This window comes from Flavobacterium sp. W20_MBD1_R3, from assembly GCF_052119725.1.
Lineage (GTDB): Bacteria > Bacteroidota > Bacteroidia > Flavobacteriales > Flavobacteriaceae > Flavobacterium.
In genome coordinates this window covers 559,976-578,718 of record NZ_JBGQOR010000001.1, presented here as the reverse complement: position 1 = coordinate 578,718, position 18,743 = coordinate 559,976, and the positions used below count along the sequence as shown (strand labels likewise).

Annotated in this window: 14 protein-coding genes; 3 read left to right on the top strand and 11 right to left on the bottom strand. The window is 35.4% G+C overall.

Going from position 1 to position 18,743, the window contains the following annotated elements; all coding sequences use genetic code 11:
• Nucleotides 1–3: 3 nt before the first annotated feature.
• Nucleotides 4–438: a GNAT family N-acetyltransferase gene (locus ACEN2F_RS02440; RefSeq protein ID WP_441735593.1), complete on the bottom strand. Its 435-nt coding sequence runs from the start codon at nucleotides 436–438 to the stop codon at nucleotides 4–6.
• Nucleotides 419–1,891 carry a sodium:solute symporter family protein gene (locus ACEN2F_RS02435; protein WP_441735590.1) on the bottom strand — a complete coding sequence of 491 codons (1,473 nt, stop codon included), beginning with the start codon at nucleotides 1,889–1,891 and terminating at the stop codon, nucleotides 419–421. The genes ACEN2F_RS02440 and ACEN2F_RS02435 overlap by 20 nt, the downstream gene beginning before the upstream one ends.
• A 509-nt stretch (nucleotides 1,892–2,400) precedes the next feature.
• Between ACEN2F_RS02435 and ACEN2F_RS02430 the strand changes: the two genes are divergently transcribed.
• The gene (locus tag ACEN2F_RS02430) at nucleotides 2,401–4,248 is read left to right on the top strand and encodes a CocE/NonD family hydrolase (RefSeq protein WP_441735587.1); all 1,848 of its coding nucleotides are present in this window, start codon (nucleotides 2,401–2,403) and stop codon (nucleotides 4,246–4,248) included.
• Nucleotides 4,249–4,663: 415 nt separating this feature from the next.
• Here the strand turns inward: ACEN2F_RS02430 and ACEN2F_RS02425 are convergent, their stop codons facing one another.
• The 4 genes from ACEN2F_RS02425 to ACEN2F_RS02410 all read right to left on the bottom strand — a co-directional run bounded on the left by ACEN2F_RS02425 (nucleotide 4,664) and on the right by ACEN2F_RS02410 (nucleotide 11,046).
• Complete coding sequence (locus ACEN2F_RS02425) at nucleotides 4,664–5,980, bottom strand: ammonium transporter (protein WP_441735584.1); 1,317 nt, start codon at nucleotides 5,978–5,980, stop codon at nucleotides 4,664–4,666.
• Between the two features lie 331 nt (nucleotides 5,981–6,311).
• Complete coding sequence (locus tag ACEN2F_RS02420) at nucleotides 6,312–6,689, bottom strand: PH domain-containing protein (protein WP_441735581.1); 378 nt, start codon at nucleotides 6,687–6,689, stop codon at nucleotides 6,312–6,314.
• An 8-nt stretch (nucleotides 6,690–6,697) separates the two neighbouring features.
• Nucleotides 6,698–8,002 (bottom strand): amidohydrolase family protein, encoded by a 1,305-nt coding sequence (locus tag ACEN2F_RS02415; protein ID WP_441735578.1) that lies wholly within the window; start codon nucleotides 8,000–8,002, stop codon nucleotides 6,698–6,700.
• A 47-nt stretch (nucleotides 8,003–8,049) separates the two neighbouring features.
• Complete coding sequence (locus tag ACEN2F_RS02410; RefSeq protein WP_441735575.1) at nucleotides 8,050–11,046, bottom strand: amidohydrolase family protein; 2,997 nt, start codon at nucleotides 11,044–11,046, stop codon at nucleotides 8,050–8,052.
• Nucleotides 11,047–11,280: 234 nt separating this feature from the next.
• Between ACEN2F_RS02410 and ACEN2F_RS02405 the strand changes: the two genes are divergently transcribed.
• Complete coding sequence (locus ACEN2F_RS02405; protein ID WP_441735572.1) at nucleotides 11,281–12,816, top strand: YifB family Mg chelatase-like AAA ATPase; 1,536 nt, start codon at nucleotides 11,281–11,283, stop codon at nucleotides 12,814–12,816.
• A gap of 155 nt (nucleotides 12,817–12,971) precedes the next feature.
• Entirely contained in the window at nucleotides 12,972–13,688 is a 717-nt protein-coding gene (locus tag ACEN2F_RS02400) for a pseudouridine synthase (RefSeq protein ID WP_441735569.1), read from the top strand.
• A gap of 156 nt (nucleotides 13,689–13,844) precedes the next feature.
• Here ACEN2F_RS02400 and ACEN2F_RS02395 read toward each other — a convergent pair whose 3' ends face one another.
• The 5 genes from ACEN2F_RS02395 to ypfJ form a co-directional block, all read right to left on the bottom strand.
• Nucleotides 13,845–14,393, bottom strand: coding sequence for a helix-turn-helix domain-containing protein (locus tag ACEN2F_RS02395; RefSeq protein ID WP_441735566.1), 549 nt, complete (start codon nucleotides 14,391–14,393; stop codon nucleotides 13,845–13,847).
• 216 nt (nucleotides 14,394–14,609) lie between these two features.
• Nucleotides 14,610–14,903, bottom strand: a complete 294-nt coding sequence (locus ACEN2F_RS02390) for a hypothetical protein (RefSeq protein ID WP_441735564.1) — start codon at nucleotides 14,901–14,903, stop codon at nucleotides 14,610–14,612.
• Between the two features lie 239 nt (nucleotides 14,904–15,142).
• A complete protein-coding gene (locus tag ACEN2F_RS02385) occupies nucleotides 15,143–15,847 on the bottom strand; it encodes a hypothetical protein (protein ID WP_441735561.1) in 705 nt (234 codons plus the stop codon).
• Between the two features lie 514 nt (nucleotides 15,848–16,361).
• Nucleotides 16,362–17,651 carry a DEAD/DEAH box helicase gene (locus tag ACEN2F_RS02380; RefSeq protein WP_441735559.1) on the bottom strand — a complete coding sequence of 430 codons (1,290 nt, stop codon included), beginning with the start codon at nucleotides 17,649–17,651 and terminating at the stop codon, nucleotides 16,362–16,364.
• 220 nt (nucleotides 17,652–17,871) lie between these two features.
• Nucleotides 17,872–18,732 carry a KPN_02809 family neutral zinc metallopeptidase gene (ypfJ, locus tag ACEN2F_RS02375; protein ID WP_441735556.1) on the bottom strand — a complete coding sequence of 287 codons (861 nt, stop codon included), beginning with the start codon at nucleotides 18,730–18,732 and terminating at the stop codon, nucleotides 17,872–17,874.
• Nucleotides 18,733–18,743: the final 11 nt, after the last annotated feature.

Here is an 18,743-nt window from a genome sequence, read left to right as displayed (position 1 = left end):
GGATTATTTGATGAGGCGCATTTCCAGATATTTATTTGTAAAACCTAGTTTTTCATACAGTTTTTTGGCAGGATTGTCCGGTTCTACATGCAATGCAATATTTCCTTCGGCAATCGATATTGCTTTTTGCATCAATTGTTTTCCAAATCCTTTTCCGCGCTGGCTGTTGTCCACCGCAATGTATACCAAAATATTTTCGGGAATAAAATCTTTCATTCCCGTGTTGTTCAAGATCACAACGCCTACGATTTTTTGTTCTTCGATTCCCACTACAATATTTCCTCCTTTGTCAGGATTCATGACGTAATCAATACATTTTTGAATGTCTTCAATCGTATCGCCATATTGTTCTAAATGCGTATAAAGGAAGAGTGCTATAATTTGATTGGTATAAATTGTATCTTCTGTGGTAGTGGCATTAATTTGTTTGAATTCCATTTTGTCTTTCTTTTTTGTTATGGTAATAGAGTGATATTGTAACGAATAAAATAAGAGAAATACTTATTCCATAAAGGTTTGCGTCTAAATGTTCGGGTAATTTTAATCCTAAAGGTAGTTTATTCTCCGTAATAATTAGTATAATGGTGGTTGCACCTCCAAAGAGCATGCTCCAAAAAGCAGCTGTTGGATGGCTTTTCTTCCAAAACAAAGCACCTATGACCGGAACAAATAATCCCGACACCATAAAAGCATAGGAGTAGAGCATCAGTTCAAGGACATTTTGCATTTGGGAAGCAATTAAAATAGCAAGAAAACCAACTATTAAAGTGACCAATTGTGAGAGCCGCAGCTCTTTTTTATGACTTAATTCTTTTTTTGAAAATTTTGCAATAATATCAGTGACAATATTTCCGGAAGCTGCCATTAAGCAACTGTCCGCTGTCGAAAGTATAGCCGAAAAATAGGAAGAAAGCATCAATCCCATTAATCCTACAGGCAATATGGTTGCCAGTAAAATAGGTAATCCCATTTCGCTGTCCATATTGGCTGCATCAGTAATGCCGTCAAACATTCCTTTGGTAGCAGCTACTTTCGCTAGCATTCCCAGAATCACTCCCATGAATGCCATTATTGGCCATTCAAAGACGCCTGCAATAATCCAGGCTTTTTTAGCTTCTTTTTCACCCTTGCTGGCATAAATTCGCTGGTATAAAGTCATTCCTACAAACCAAATGGGAATAATCGTTATGGACCAGTTTAGAATTTGATACCATCTTACATTGGTCATCGATAAATACTCAGGTGCTAATGTCGCTTTGATCGCCTCAAACCCTCCTACGGCATTGTAAGCAATTGGTATTCCTATAAAAACTAAGCCACCAATCAGGACTAACCATTGGATTGTGTCCGTATAGATAACAGCTTTTAATCCGCCAATGGCGGTATAAATTACAGCTATAAGTCCCATTACAATTAGCGCTGTTTGTAAATCAAGTCCCTTTATGGTCGCCGAAGCTAATTTGGCTCCGGCCAGAACCTGCGAACTCGTAAATCCAACATATCCAATAGCCGATATGATTCCTGCCAGCAGCGCGACTTTAGCGTTATAAAAATGATCAAATATTTGCGGGAAAGTAAAAAACTTATATTTATGTCCTAATGCACTTACTTTTGGAATAAGAAAAACAGCACTTAACCAAGCGCCCAAGAGTCCGGTAAACAGCATCCATGAACCAGAGATTCCCATAGTAAAACCAAGTCCACCTAGTCCTATCGAGAATCCGCCACCAACATCGGTGGCAACAACGGATAAACCAATGTGCCAGCTGCTCATATTTCTGCCACTTACATAAAAATCTTCAGCGGTTTTGTTTTTGTTAAAAAAATAAACGCCAACTCCTAACATAGCCAGCATATAAACAACAAAAATTGCATAATCTATTGTGTGCATACTATTATTTTCGATTATTTAATAGCCTGTTAATGGAATTTTTCCAAAAGGCAAAAAGGTGCGATAAACGCACAAAAAGATGATTTTTTTAGAGTATTTTCTAAAAATAAGGGATCTTAGTTTTGGGTTAAAAGTTCATAAAAAAAGACTTTATTAACCACAAATAATAATTTGGTATTTTACAAATGTAAGGCAAATTATGTGAAAAAACCTGTAAAAATCTAGATATTGTCTTTTGTGTGGCTAATAAAGAGCTTTTTAAGGGGCAAAAACACTTGTTTTTGAAAACTGAAATCAATGCGTTTTTTTATAATAAAACACAAGAATCTGAATTCAAATAAACACTACTTGCAGTTACAAAAAGAAGTATGTAGTCAAAAAATAATCATTGTAATTTTCCAGGTACTATTTGATAATTACAATTCTGTTTTCTCAAAAAAGATGGAATAACGATATTATATTCCGTCAGATTTTTTATCTTTAAAAACTATTTTTAATCCAAAACATTCATGAAAAAATTATTAAGTATTTCTCTTTTTTTTATTGGTGCAGTTCTTTTTGCCCAAGACAATAAAGCTAGTTATGTGTCTGAAAATTACACGAAAAAGGAAGTGCATATCAAGATGCGCGATGGGGCAGAGTTGTTTACATCGATTTATACCCCAAAAGATGTTTCTAAAAAATATCCAATTATAATGCAAAGAACACCCTATAATTCGGGACCATATGGGGAAGGGCAGTTCAAGAAAAGTATTTCACCTAGTGAAACGATGATGAAGGAAGGATATATCGTAGTTTATCAAGATGTTCGAGGCAGGTTCATGAGTGACGGTTTATACGATAACATGCGTGGTTTTATTCCAAATAAAAAAGGCAAGAAAGATACTGATGAAGCTTCGGATACGTATGACACGATAGATTGGCTGGTCAAAAATGTGGCTAATAATAATGGAAATGTAGGAACCTGGGGAATCTCATATCCTGGATTTTATGCGACATATTCTTTGTTGAGCAATCATCCGGCCTTGAAAGCAGTTTCACCTCAGGCGTGTATTGCTGATTTCTTTTTTGATGATTTTCATCATAATGGAGCCTATTTGTTGAGTTATTGGAAGGTAACGCCATTGTTTGGTCCGCAAAAAACAAAACGTACTGCGGAGCCTTGGTACAAATTCACGAATACGGGTACAAATGACGATTACCAGTTTTTCCTGGATGCAGGACCTTTATCTAATTTAGACAAATATTACGGCAAAGAAAATGAATTTTGGCAACAGCTGAAAGATCATTCGAGTTATGATGATTTTTGGCAAAAGCGTGGAATTTTACAGCATTTGAACAATATTAAACCAGCTGTAATGACAGTAGGAGGTTGGTTCGATGCCGAAGATTTATACGGACCTTTAAACACGTACAGCACGATCGAAAAGAGTAGTAAAAACTACAATACAATTGTTATGGGGCCCTGGAGTCATGGCGATTGGGCTAGGAATTCAGCGAAACAAGTGATTGGTAATATTAATTTTGGAGACAGTATTTCTGGATTTTATCAAAAAAATATTGAATCTAATTTCTTCCGTCATTTTTTGAAAAATAATGGAAAAGGAGCCAATAAATTGCCAGAAGCTTATGTTTTTGATACCGGAAGAAAAGAGTGGAAAACCTATGATGCGTGGCCTCCTGAAAACACTGAAAAACAAGATTTCTTTTTGCAGGGAAACCAATTGACAAAAATGGCAAAGCGAAATATTTCTTTTGAAGAATTCATCAGCGATCCGAAGAAACCAGTACCCTATTCAGAAGATATCAAGCAACCAGGGCTTACACCAAGAAAATATATGACCGATGACCAGCGTTTTGCTGCAAGACGTCCTGATGTGATTGTTTTTGAAACAGAAGTATTGAATGATGATACCACATTAGCCGGTGAAATCTTGGCTCAATTACAAGTTTCTACTACAGGAACTGATGCGGATTGGATTGTAAAAGTGATTGATGTTTTCCCGAGCGACGAACCGGAAACAAAAGAAGTTGCTCCTTATCTAAAGATGAGTAATTATCACATGATGGTACGAAGTGAAGTTATGAGAGGACGTTTCAGAAATAGTTTCTCAAAACCGCAACCTTTTGTAGCCAATGAAAAAACACCAGTAAATATTAAATTACAAGATGTTTTTCATACGTTCAAAAAAGGACACAAAATCCAGATTCAGGTTCAAAGTACGTGGTTTCCATTTATTGATTTGAATCCACAGACATTTGTTGACAATATCTTTTATGCCAAACCAGAAGATTTTCAAAAGCAAACTCATAGAATTTATAATGATTCAAAAATTGAGTTTAAAATTTTAAAATAGATAATCCGTTTACTTACAAAAAGCATTCGATTGTATTTGAAACTAAAATCCCAATCTTTTTTAAAGATTGGGATTTTGTTTTTAAGGTATGTAGGTTGAAATTATTATGATTAAGCTATTTACAAAGCCTTTGGTTCATTGTTTAATATGGTTGTTCGTTACTTGTACCAAACTACATTTTACAAATGAATTTTAGCTCTTTTGTCATTTCGACCAAAGGGAGAAATCACATAACGAGAGCAACTGATGTGATTTCTCCTCCGTCGAAATGACAAAATAAAACGCAATGGCATTAGTAACGGATGGTCATATTGTTTAAAATAGGAATTGCTTTTAGATTATAGATATTTAGAACAGATAAGAGCAAAAAAAACGCTCTGAAATTTCAGAGCGTCTCTAGCTTTATACGGAAGATTTATAGAAATTCACCGTGTTGCGAAATATCTAAGCCTAATTCCTCTTTTTCGTCACTCACTCTCAGAGGAGTTATTTTGTTGACAATAAAGAAAAGGAAATAAGACATTGAGAATGCAAATATGGAAACGACAACCATAGCAAATAATTGATTTAAGAATAATGTTGTTTCTCCAAAAATAAGTCCTTGGTTATCACCAACGGCCGCGTTTATTGATTTTGAAGCAAATACACCAGTCAAAAGCATACCAATCATACCGCCTACACCGTGACAGGCAAATACATCTAAAGCATCATCAATTTTACATTTGTGGAAATTTCTAACCACTAGATTACTCACGATACTGGCAAAAATACCTATGAACAAAGCATGAGGAATACTGACAAAACCAGCTGCAGGAGTAATGGCAACTAATCCGACCACTACACCAATACATGCTCCCATTGCCGATAATTTGTGACCAAGAATTTTATCAAGAAATACCCAAGCCATTCCGGCAGCTGCAGCAGCAATAGTTGTTGTTCCCAGCGCTTGTACGGCAAGTCCATTAGCTCCTAAAGCGGAACCTGCGTTGAACCCAAACCATCCAAACCACAACAATCCGGTACCTAACATTACGTATGTTATACGTGCGGGATTTCCTTTTGCTGCTTTTCTTTTACCAAGGAAAATTGCTCCGGCCAGAGCTGCCCAACCTGCACTCATGTGAACGACAGTTCCACCAGCAAAATCCAGTACACCCATTTTAAAGAAAATACCTTCAGGATGCCATGTCATGTGAGCCAGCGGAGTATAAACGAGTAGTATGAATAGAACCATAAATAATAAGTACGCCCAAAAACGAATGCGTTCTGCAAAAGCACCGGTAATTAAAGCGGGTGTAATGATGGCGAATTTTGCTTGAAATAAAGCAAAGAGCATAAATGGAATTGTTGGCGCTAGACTCCAAGCTGTGTTGGTACTTACGCCTTGAAAAAATAAATTTGGAATTGGATTTCCTATTATTCCGCCAATAGTTGGACCAAATGATAATCCGAAAGCGATCACGATCCACAACACGGTAACAATTATCATTGCCATAAAACTTTGAAGCATGGTGCTAATAACATTTTTTTTACCTACCATTCCTCCATAAAAGAACCCTAAACCCGGAGTCATGATTAATACAAGTGCAGTGGCAACAATCATCCAAGCGGTATCACCCGTATCAAATTTTATTTCCTCTGCTGGAGCGGGATATGGTGCTAAGAAATAATTTGAACAAAGGGTTAATACCAAAATCGTGATCAATATCACACTTAAAATAATTTTTCGCATCGTTTTTTAGTTTTAAATTTCGATAAAAATATAAAATTGTTAAACATACCCCTATTATAAAGTGTATTAATGTTTTATTTTTATGATTTTTATAATCTAGCCCCTGTTTTTTTATGGGTATTTTATATTTTGAAGGCGAAATTCGATAATTGTTAAAATCTAGTTAAATAAAATAACCAATTCAACGGAGACTTGAGGTCTTGTGTTAAAAAATTGTACTTCCAATCAGGAGATTTTTTTGCATTTAGCATTAATGCAAAATTTGACATATAAAAAATGCACCAATTGTATAGCTACAAGTGATGCATTTTTTAAAAACTAAAGAATCTTCCTATTTTAACAGATGAAGGCTTAAAAGTTTGTAAACTTCATTGATGTTATTTCCTCCTTTGCCAAATTGTTTTACAATTGGAGTTGCGTCATTGTTTAACCAAATTTTCAGCTCGGCATCCATATCTAATATTCCGGCACTTTCCTTAGAGAACTTTTTGATACTCGAATAGGGAATTGACATGTAATCTACCTTACTGCCAACTAACTGTTTTTCGACCAAAATCAGTCTTTTATTGGTGAAAATAAACATATCCCGAATCAGTTTATATGCTTTTTCGATTGTTTCACCATTAATTAATATTGGTTCAAATTCAGCAGCAACATCTTTAGTGTTTACTTCAGAGGCATTACCCAGGATGGCGTTAAATAGTCCCATTGTATTTGTTATTTTTGATTGTATTTTGTTTTGTAAATATCGTTCATTTTTGTTTGGTGTGTTTCTAGACTAATCATTCTGCCTTGAATAAAAGCATTGGTCAGTTTGTTTGTTCTCATGTCTAAAGCATCACCCTCAGAAATAAATAGTGTGGCATCTTTTCCTTGTTCTAAAGTACCACATTGTTCGTCTATACCTAATAATTTGGCAGTATTGAAGGTTATTAATTGCAGCGCTTTTTCTTTATCAAGTCCGTATGCAACACATGTTCCGGCCAGAAAAGGTAAGTTTCTCGTGTTCATACGTTCCATAGAACCACTATTTTCTAAGCCTACAAGAACGCCTTTATCGGTCAATAGTTTTGCGTTTTTAAATGGTAAATCAATGTCATGGTCGTCATTTTCAGGCATATCGTGTACTCGTTTTAATAATACTCCAATGTTATTTTGTTGTAATAAATCAGCTGTTTTATAGGCCTCGTAACCGCCAACAATTACTATTTTTTGAATCCCATTTTCTTTTGCCATTTGTACGGCATCGATAATTTGTTTTTCTTCGTTCGCATGTATAAACAACGTTTGATTTCCGTCAAACAATCCTTTTGTAGCTTCAAATATCAAATTTCTTTCCTTGGAACTATTTGCTAAGTAAGCTTTGGCATTAGCCAAAAAAGCGGTTATCTCTGAGTTTTGTTTTACATAGTCCTTATTCGCTTCGATTGTTCCGGGTTCAAACCAGGAGCCACTTCTTTTAAAACTAGAAGGGAAATTCAAATGAATCCCATCGTTTTCTTTTATCAGTGCATCCTTCCAGTTCCAGGCATCAAGCTGAACGATGGATGAAGTTCCTGAAATTCTTCCGCCACGTGGTGTGATTTGGGCCATCAAAATTCCGTTGGGTTTAATAGTTTCAATTACTTTTGAATCGGCGTTATAGGCAATAATGCTTCTTACGTGCGGGTTCATGTTTCCTATTTCGCTTTCATCATCAGAAGACTTTATGGCATCTATTTCGACTAAACCTAAAGTAGAATTTGGCGCAATAAATCCCGGATATACGTGTTTTCCGCTGGCATCAATGGTAACGTTATATGCCCCTTCGGCTAGTTTTATCAATCGGGCATCTGCCACTAATGTAATTTTGCCGTCTACAAATCCTATAGCACTGTTTTCGATTATTTCACCATTTCCTAAATGCGCTGTAGCATTGAGAATTAAAATAGATTTCATCTGTTTTGAAGCAGGAGCTTGCTGTGCGTTTGTATGTATTGATATGCTAAATACCAATAGTAAAATATATATATATTTATTCATCCTATTTTGTTGTTTTTTTAGATTTAATAAACGTTGATTTAATGAGCTTAATATTCTAAAGTATCACAATGATATTCTGTTTTTTCCTTCTTTTTGGGCTCTTGAGTGATCATTCCTTTATTCTTTTCTTGCAATAATTGGCCTATTAACTCATTTCTTTCTCTAGTGATTGCGACTCTTTGCTCTTCATCTTTTTGCACATCAAAATAAATGACACCTTCAATTATTGTTTTTTCGGCTTTAGCATAAATAGATAAAGGGTTGTTGTTCCAAAGTACTACATCAGCATCTTTTCCTATTTTTATGCTACCTACTTTATCATCAATATGTAACAATTTTGCAGGATTTAAAGTCACGAATTTCCAAGCTTCTTCTTCTGAAATATTTCCGTATTTCACTGCTTTTGCAGCTTCTTGATTTAATCTTCTTGACATTTCGGCATCATCAGAATTATAGGCTACCACAAGTCCTGCATTGTGCATGATCGGACCGTTGAATGGAATGGCGTCATTTACTTCAAATTTGTATGCCCACCAATCCGAGAATGTTGAGGCTCCTACACCGTGTTTTTTCATTTCATCGGCTACTTTATAGCCTTCAAGGATATGTGTAAAGGTGTTTACTCTAAAGTCAAATTTTTCGGCTACATTCATCAACATCAAAATTTCAGATTGTACATAGGAATGACAGGATATAAAACGTTCTTTGTTTAGGATTTCGGCTAGAGTCTGTAGTTCTAAGTCTACTCTTGGCGCTTTCCCTTTTCCTTTTTTACCCTTTGAATTATAGGTTTTCCAAGCTTGGTCATATTCTTTTGCCCGTTGAAAATAATCTGTAAAAACCTGTTCTACTCCCATTCTTGTTTGAGGAAAACGAGTTGGGTTGGAAATTCCCCAGTTGGCTTGTTTTACATTTTCACCTAAAGCAAATTTTATAAATTTTGGTTGGTCTTTATAAAGCATTTCTTCGGCAGAAGCACCCCATTTCCATTTGACAATAGCCGAGCGTCCTCCTATAGGATTAGCAGAGCCATGCAATAATTGTGAAGTAGTGACACCACCTGCTAAATCTCTATAGATATTAATGTCTTCAGAATTGACCACATCCTCAATTGTAACTTCAGCACTCGAGTTGTGTCCTCCTTCGTTGACACCTCTTGAGATTGCTATATGAGAATGTTCATCGATTATTCCGCTGGTCAAATGTTTTCCTTTTGCATCCAAAACCGTGGCGGAAGCATCAGAAAGGTTTTTGCCGATGGCAGCAATCTTTCCATTTTTGATTAAAACATCTGTTTCTTCTAATACCCCTTCTTTTTCATTGGTCCAAACCGTGGCATTTTTGAATAAAAGTGTTTGTTGTGTTGCTTTTTTTGCCGTCCCGAAAGCAACATTTGGAAATGTTGTTGGGAAGATCATATTATTTTTTTCGATTTTAGAAGAATCAACCGCTTTCATAAAAGGGGCCGTTTTTACAGCGCTCCATTGTACTTCATTGCCGTTGAATAAAACTGCTTTACCAGAAAGTTTTTCAATATCGGCGATTAATCCCGTTACTCTTGTAAAGCTAGTTTTCGTAGAATCATTTGGTTTGATTATAAGTGAAATCCAGTTATTAGCAAGGGTAAGTTTAGACTTTACTTTTTTGGTGTCAACAGTTGTGATTTCAGATTTTGGTGCAGCAATCTCTCCATCAATAGTCCATTTGTATTTGTTGTTATTTACGGTTAAATCATAAGTACCGCGAATATCTTTGGTCATAATATCATTGATAATATACTTGTTTCCTTGAACCCAGTTTTCGAAAACGATGGTTTTTTCTTCAAAAATTTCTCCAGAGGTGATCACAAAATTAGCTAAACTCCCGGTTTTTAAACTTCCAATTTCGTTACTTTTACCTAAAATAGCTGCTGGAATTGTTGTTAGCGCTTCTAATGCTTTGGTTTTATCAAAACCATATTTAATGGCTTTTAGAAGGTTGGTTCTAAAATCTTCGACCTTCTTTAATTTGTCCGTCGTCAAGGCGAAAACGATGCCATTGTCAGATAAAACTTTGAGATTGGTAGGTGCTTGATTCCAGAAACGTAAATCTTTCAATTCCATTTGATTGGCTTGGTAAGGATCAGAGACGTCATAAGCTTCAGGGAAATTGATTGGAATTATAAATTTAGAATTTGTTTTTTTTATTTCTTCAATTCTTTCAAATTCATTTCCCATGCCTTTTAGAACATAGTTCAAACCGAATTCTTTTGCTATTTTAGAAGCTCTTAAACTGTTTAATTTATCCTCTGTAGCAAATATTTGTACTAATTTTTCATTATTTGCTAAGGCTTCTAAAGATAAATCTTTGGTTGTTGCATTCCCTTTTTTGTACCAATCTAAATCAAAGTACATTTGGCGTAATAAGGCCATCATTCCCATTAGGGAGCTGGGGTAGGATTGATTTGTTGTGGCACTTTTTGTAAAGGCAAAATGATTAGTGATTTTGTCAGATAGTAATTGAGTGCTTTTATCAGCGTTGTTCAAAGCGATTAACATTCCGGATCCTCGGGCAATACCATCTGAAACGTGGGTGCCTACTACGCCAAATCCTGCTTTTAACAACTCTTCAGCTTTAGCGGGGTCGTATTTAAAGCTTTCATAACTGTTCACTTCTGAACGAATACTTTCATTCCAATAATAACCTGCTCTTTTGGTATCGTACAAAGGATTTCTTTCTGAGCTTGTTATTCCTTTTGGTTTTTCAATTCCAAAATTGGTGTAAATGTCAATAAAGGAAGGATATATTGATTTTCCTTCGAGATTAATAGTAATGCAATTTTTAGGAATAGCAATCGAATTCCCAACGCCAATTACTTTACCGTTTTGAATCAATAAAGTGCCTTTTTCAATAATTTGTATTGGGGTAACATAAATTTTTGCATTGGTAAAAGCAGTAAAATTGGTGTTTTTATTTTGAACACCTTCGTTGTTAGGAAAGTATTCCTGTGCGTAGATTTTTGGCAGTAAAAAACTAAAAAATAGTAGGAGTAGGATTTTTTTCATAGTGTGGTTTCTAATTATTTTCTAAAAGTAGAAAAATGTTAATGTTATACCTTCACTTTTTTTAATTTTAACATTTGGTTTTTGCGAAAAATGCACTATATCGGACTGTTTGCCAAAGTATTTTGAGTATTTTTTGATCAAATTTTTGCTATTCACTTTTTATTGTAATTTATTGTAAGATTTAGTATAATAATAAGAAAAGTTTTCTCTAATTTTAGAATCAAATAAAAACAGATGCTAGTTAAAGTTTTTGGAAGTGCAGTTTTTGGAGTTGAAGCCACAACAATTACCGTTGAGGTAAATATTGATAAAGGGATTGGTTATCATTTAGTTGGCTTGCCGGATAATGCCATCAAAGAAAGCAGTTATCGGATTGCGGCGGCGCTCAAAAATAATGGGTACGCTATGCCAGGCAAAAAAATCACTATCAATATGGCTCCCGCTGATTTGCGCAAAGAAGGCTCTGCATATGATCTAACTTTAGCTATAGGAATTTTGGTGGCATCTGGACAAATCAAAGCGGAGGATGTTGATAAATACATCATTATGGGGGAACTTTCCCTTGATGGAAGCCTCCAGCCGATACGTGGCGCTTTGCCAATTGCAATTAAAGCCAAAGAAGAAGGCTTTAAAGGTTTTTTTCTTCCAAAGCAAAATGTCAAAGAGGCGGCAATTGTAGCGGGACTAAATGTGTATGGAATAGAAAATATACAGGAAGTAATTGATTTCCTTGAAGGAAAAGGAGCGCTGGAACCTACAACAATTGATACCAGAGCCGAATTTTATAAAACATTAGACTTTCCCGAATTTGATTTTAGTGATGTGAAAGGGCAGGAGTCTATAAAGCGTTGCATGGAAATTGCCGCTGCCGGAGGACATAATATCATCTTGATTGGCCCGCCGGGAGCAGGGAAAACGATGTTAGCCAAACGATTACCCAGTATTTTACCGCCCATGACGTTGCGTGAAGCACTTGAAACTACCAAAATTCATAGCGTTGCCGGAAAATTGAAGGAAGTCGGTTTGATGAATCAGCGTCCGTTTCGTAGTCCGCATCATACTATTTCGAATGTTGCATTAGTTGGCGGAGGAAGTTATCCGCAACCCGGCGAAATTTCTATGGCACACAACGGCGTTTTATTTCTGGATGAATTGCCGGAATTTAAAAGAGACGTTTTGGAAGTAATGCGACAACCTTTAGAAGATCGCGAAGTAACCATTTCCAGAGCTAAGTTTACGGTTACTTATCCCTCCTCATTTATGCTGGTAGCGAGTATGAACCCGAGTCCAAGTGGTTTCTTCAACGACCCGGATTCGCCACAAACCTCTTCGCCACACGAAATGCAGCGGTATTTGAGTAAGATTTCGGGACCTTTATTAGATAGAATTGACATTCATATTGAAGTGACGCCCGTTCCTTTCGAAAAATTATCGGATGATCAAAAAGCAGAAAGCAGTGTTGATATTCGGAAAAGAGTGACTGCGGCTCGAGAAATTCAAACCGAACGTTTTGAGCAAATGGAAAACATCCATTACAATGCCCAAATGAATACCAAACACATTCGGGAATATTGCGCTTTGGACGATGTTTCCAAGCAATTATTAAAAACAGCTATGGAACGATTGAATCTTTCGGCGCGGGCGTATGATCGTATTTTGAAAGTGGCCAGAACTATCGCTGATCTTGATGCTGCTCCAATAGTGGTTTCCAGCCATATTGCTGAAGCCATTCAATATAGAAGTTTGGATCGTGATGGTTGGTTGGGGTAAAATTGATTTCAGATTTTTGATTAACGATTTTTGATTTTAGATGTTTCACTCCTGCAAAATTGAGAATGCGCTTGCGCTAACTAGGAAAAAAGAAAAGACAGAAATAAATACGTCAAAAAAGAGATTTCGAGAGAAATCTCTTTTATTTTTGCCAAATGTTAGAAATTCTGTACCAAGACGAATATATTATTGCAATTAATAAACCAAGTGGATTGTTAGTCCACAAATCGTTTTATGCGCGCGATGCGAAAGTTTATGCGATTCAAGAATTGAGAAATCAAATGGGAGGGCAACACGTTTATCCTATTCATCGGTTAGATCGCAAAACATCTGGTGTCTTGTTATTTGCATTGGACAAGGAAGTTTTAAAAATTATGAATGATCGTTTTGCCACACGCGAAGTCGAAAAAAAATACTTAGCCATTTTGCGTGGATGGTCACCCGAAGAACTAACGATCGATTATGATTTAACCAATGATGATGGCATTATACAAAATGCAATAACCTACTTTCATCGATTGCAAACTACCGAAATTGAGTTAGAATTTAACAATAAACCTACGTCACGATATTGTTTGGTAGAAGCGATTCCTGAAACGGGACGTATGCATCAATTACGAAAACATTTCAAACATATTTTTCATCCCATTTTAGGAAGTCGTCCACATGGTTGTAACAAACAAAATAAATTATGGTTGGAAAATTTTGAACTGAAAGGAATGATGCTTCATGCACATCAGTTAATTTTTAATCATCCCATAACAAATGAACCACTTATCTTGAATGCAAAGATTAATGAAGAGTTTAGCAGAGTAGGTACTATTCTTAATCTAGATTTGAATACGTATAAAGAGAAACAGATTTTTGATTAAAGATTTTTGATTTCAGATATTTAACCTCTGCCATTGCTAGCACGAGCGTTCCGCTCGTGCCTATTACAAATTTATAGTGATTTACTTTTGTTAGTGTTCACGAACGGGACGCTCGCGCTAGTGGGGAATGCTTTTGAAGCCTGTTATATGGCGTTTTTATTTTAAGATTTTATCTCCATAAAACAAGGTTAGTAAGCAAATTGACAAACAAGGAAGCAAACCGCTTACAAGAGCTATTGGAAATCCTACAATTATTATTGACGATATAATGTAAATCAAAAATCCAGATCCGAATTTTAAAAGTCTTTCAGTTCTACTCATGTTCTTTGTAATAAAAACAATGAAAATAGGAATAAAGAAACTTAGTAAAAAACCTCCAAATTTGGAATTTACATTAGCCTCTGAATCTAAAGTTGTCCAACCAATAATCCCCATTAAAGTCAAATTAATAATCGTCAGAAACAAATAGTTGATGATTATTTCTATTTCCTTTGGTTTAGATTTTAATATTTCCGCTTCAGAATTGGGAATGCCAATGTCTAGAATATCACATATTAATTTCAATGTGTGTCCTCTTGGTGTATTTTCATTGTTTTCAATTCTCTGAATTGTTCTCAAATTAACCTTAGACAATTCAGCTAATTGTTCTTGGGTCAAATTTTTACTTTTTCTGGAATTTGCAATTAAATCAGCGATTGAAGTCATACTTTTTTTTGTCAAATTTACATTATCAGTTCGAATTTCACTATGACATTTTAACGACAAATCAACGTCATTTCTTTTGACACATGATTTTCACAAAATGACGCATAACTAGTGCATATGTATGACAAATGAATATAAAGCAACCTAATTTAGGTTATTACTCGTTCCAAACGAGCACAAATAAATATGAATGAACCAATTCGAGTGAGGATATGTTTAAGTCAAGATATAGAACGTAAGAATTAATAAGTCATACAATAATAACAAATAGAAAAATTGAGACGTAACTTTAAACTTATCTTTATACCAATAATAGATGGATGCAAATGGTATTAAAATTATTATGGCCATAATTGGCAACCAAAAAAGTTCAAATATTGCTCCAATAATCGCATATCGATAAACATTTACAGTTTGAGAAGCGATACAAAAAATCAAGGCGATAACATTAAAAAGCAAAATAATTTTAAATAGACTATTTGATTGATTTTTAGTTTGTTTACTTTCCATATTAAAGCTTTAAGTTACTAGAAGTTTTTAGGTTCTTGCTAAATAGCACACAATTAGTATATACTTCTGACATAATCATATATAGCCATCGGCTCGTGCCAATTAAAAATTCATAATTATTTACTTTTGCTAGTGCTCACGAGCGGGACGCTCGCGCCAGCTGGGAGTCAGTTGGCGACTAAAAAATACATACTCAAAGTCGGAGACTTTGCGTAACAGGTCTTCTTTGTACTTAAAAGTCACTTTATATTATTTATAATCTGTTTGATATAAATAATATCACTAACTGAAATAATACCTGAATTTTCGTTATATGACCAAAGCCCTTGTGCAGTTGATATAGTATTCGTTTGAATGTAGTATCCTGAAATTAGGCCCATTAAGCTCCAGTTCCAATTACCTTTTTCATACGACTTTATAAAAATTGGGCCGCCTGAAAAACCTGGAGTATTATTACCATCAAGGAATGGGCTTAAAAGTCCGTTACTTTCCATTTGTCCTGAAAATATTGCTTTCTTTATCAACGGCAATGGATAGCCATCGATTTCGATTGGCGACATCATTGTATGAAGCGAGAGTGGATACCCAAAAAAGAAACAATTATCTCCAAAAACTATATTTCCATCAACATTTAGAAAATCATCATATCTTTTATTATTAAAAAATGAGTATCCTAAATCAATTACAAGTGCATCTAGATTTGCATTTGAATGTAAACGTGCTATACCTTTTATAATTCTCCAACTTTTATTTTGCATAACTTCAAAGTTAATCGAATCATTTTCTCTTACATTTGGAAACAAATGTTTTGCTGTCAGTATTAGTGTTCTACCATCTTTTTCAATGGCAAACGAAGAACCTGTTGATTGATTATTTTTAATATATAATACTCTTTCAAATACAAAGTCAGGTAAAGTATTTTCGCTAACATTTTGTCCGAACATATTTAAGGAATTGATTAAAAAATATAGTAAAATGAAATTTATGAATTTAGCCATTTAATTAAAATTATATGAGAGCCCTCATATTTTTATAAAAGATCTATTAATATATTGGTTATCCAACATATGAAATGTATGTAGCTAAAGTAAGGCTTTTTTATTTGTAAAATATATGTAGGGCAGTTTTTCAGTTTTGGGAGCTTGAGGGGAAAAGGTATATCTTGATTCACCAAACTCAAAAACGCCGAGAATTTGATCCTTACTGCTAGGATTTGGACTAACAAATTAAGTTAGATAGCGCAGTTCTTCTAACTGTGTTCATAAACGAGAGCAACTTTATTTTAAAAGATTTGAATATAGAAGGTCTTTGGAAATAAAAACGCTATCAATAGCCCCGATAGAAATGAAAAACCTTCTTAGAGCTGGTGTTCAGCCCTAAGAAGGTTTGTAATGTATAGCGGGAAATACGTTCTAAAAAAACGAACTCGTTCTGCTCCTAAAAAAGAATAAAAATTAATTATCTATTAGAACGTCTGTCATTATTTTGACTTGGACGTCTTGGACCAAAACTGTTATTGCTGCTTCGGTTTGTAGTGTCTGTTTTTGGTTTTCGCGGCGTTGAATCGCGTTGTTGTCTTCCTTGTCCTTGTTTAATTGGTTCTTTGGAAGCGTTAGGATCGGGTTCGAAACCTTTGATGTTTTCTTTAGGCAAATTCAAACCTACTAATTTTTCGATATCACGCAAAAAGACCGTTTCATCCGGACTGAATAACGAAATAGCTTCACCATTGGCTCCAGCTCTTCCGGTACGACCAATTCGGTGGACGTAATCTTCAGGAATGTTAGGCAATTCAAAATTGACCACATGCGGCAACAATGGAATATCCAGTCCTCTGGCCGCAATATCAGTAGCGACTAAAGCGGTTAGGCTTCCGTCTTTGAAACCCGCCAAGGCTTTGGTTCTTGCTCCCTGACCTTTGTTTCCGTGAATGGCTGCTGCTTTGATTCCGGCACTAATCATACTTTCCGTCAGTTTATTAGCGCCTTGTTTGGTACGGGTGAAAACCAAAATTTGTTTCCAGTTTCCTTCCGTAATCAATTTAATAATCAGTTCAGTTTTTTTCTCTTTGGCAACAGGATAAATTATTTGAGTAATAGCATCTACAGTAGTATTTTCCGGAGTTGCTTCTACATGAACGGGATGGTGCAAAATGCCCATCGCCAATTTCTTGATGTCTTTAGAAAAGGTCGCTGAAAACATAAGATTTTGCCTTTTTGCAGGTAAAACTTTTATAATGCGTTCAATGTCTCGTACGAAACCCATATCCAGCATTCGGTCTGCTTCATCTAAAACTAATATTTCAACTTTCGCAAGTGAAATTAAACCTTGATTTTGTAGATCAATTAATCGACCGGGAGTAGCAACTAATACATCAATACCTTGACGCAACTGAGCAACTTGTGGTTTTTGATTTACACCTCCAAAAATCACAGTACTGCTTAAATCTAAATAGGTACTGTATTCTTTGATATTTACAAATATCTGCGCTGCTAATTCTCGTGTTGGAGTCAAAATTAAGGCGCGAACTGGTCTTTGACTCAAGTGCTTTCCTTGCGATAATAATTGTAATATCGGCAGTGTGAAAGCGGCTGTTTTTCCTGTTCCTGTTTGAGCGGATGCTAATACATCTTTTCCTTCCAGGATTGGCGGAATTGCTTTTTGTTGTATTGGTGAAGGCGATGTGTATCCTTTTTTGCTGATGGCTTTTAATAAAGCATCTGATAAGCCTAATGAATTAAATGACATAAATTATATTTATGAAGTAAAAATTAGTGTTTAATTTACTTCTTTGAGTTGGCGCGAAGGTACTGCTAATTTTTCCGATCTGCTTTTGATTGCTTAATTAAAGAGCGTAGCATATTTAAGTATTGTACACTTCTGCATAAATCATCTTCTGTTAGCGGTTAATCAATATGAATTTGCTGATGAATTTTATTTTAGCCAGTGGGTATTTATCAAACATTTTTTACTCTAACGCTTCAAAAGTATTGCCTTGATTGATGTCTCCCGATTGATATCCTTTCATAAACCAAGCTTTCCGTTGCGCAGAAGTTCCATGTGTAAAAGACCCAGGAACAATATGACCTTGTATTTTAGCTTGGATTGCATCGTCACCAACTGCGTGAGCAGCACTTAAGGCATCGTCTATGTCTCCTTCTTCCAAGAAATTGTTCATTTTTTGGTTATAATGTGTCCAAACGCCAGCATAAAAATCAGCTTGCAATTCAAGAGCTACCGATAGCTTATTGGCTTCAGCCTGGCTTTTTCCTTCTTGCATTTGTCTCATTTTAGCAGAAGTTCCTAGTAAGGTTTGTACATGATGTCCTATTTCATGGGCAATTACATAGGCTGTTGCAAAATCGCCTCCTTGTGCTCCAAATCTGGTTTTTAGTTCTTCAAAAAAAGCTAAATCCATGTATACTTTTTGATCAGCCGGACAGTAGAAAGGTCCCGAGGCAGCCGTAGCATCACCACATTCCGTTTTTACTGCTTCCGCAAAAAGAACTAATTTTGGTCGTTCGTACTGTCTGTTATTTTCTTGAAATATTTTGTCCCAAACATCTTCAGTATCCACTAATATGGATTGTATAAATTTGCCTTCTTCAATTTCTGTTGCGGTTAAGGCTCTTTCTTCTGTAGGAGCGCTATTTCCTTGATTCAGTTGCTCTAGTATTGGCGTAAGCATTTGGGTATTTTCGCCCCCAAAAACATTCAGTAACAATATAATAACTCCAATAATTCCACCTCCAACTATTGTTTTTCCCGTTGAAGACATTCCTCTTCGATCTTCAAAATTTTCGCTTTGACGTCTGCCGCTCCATTTCATAATATATTGTT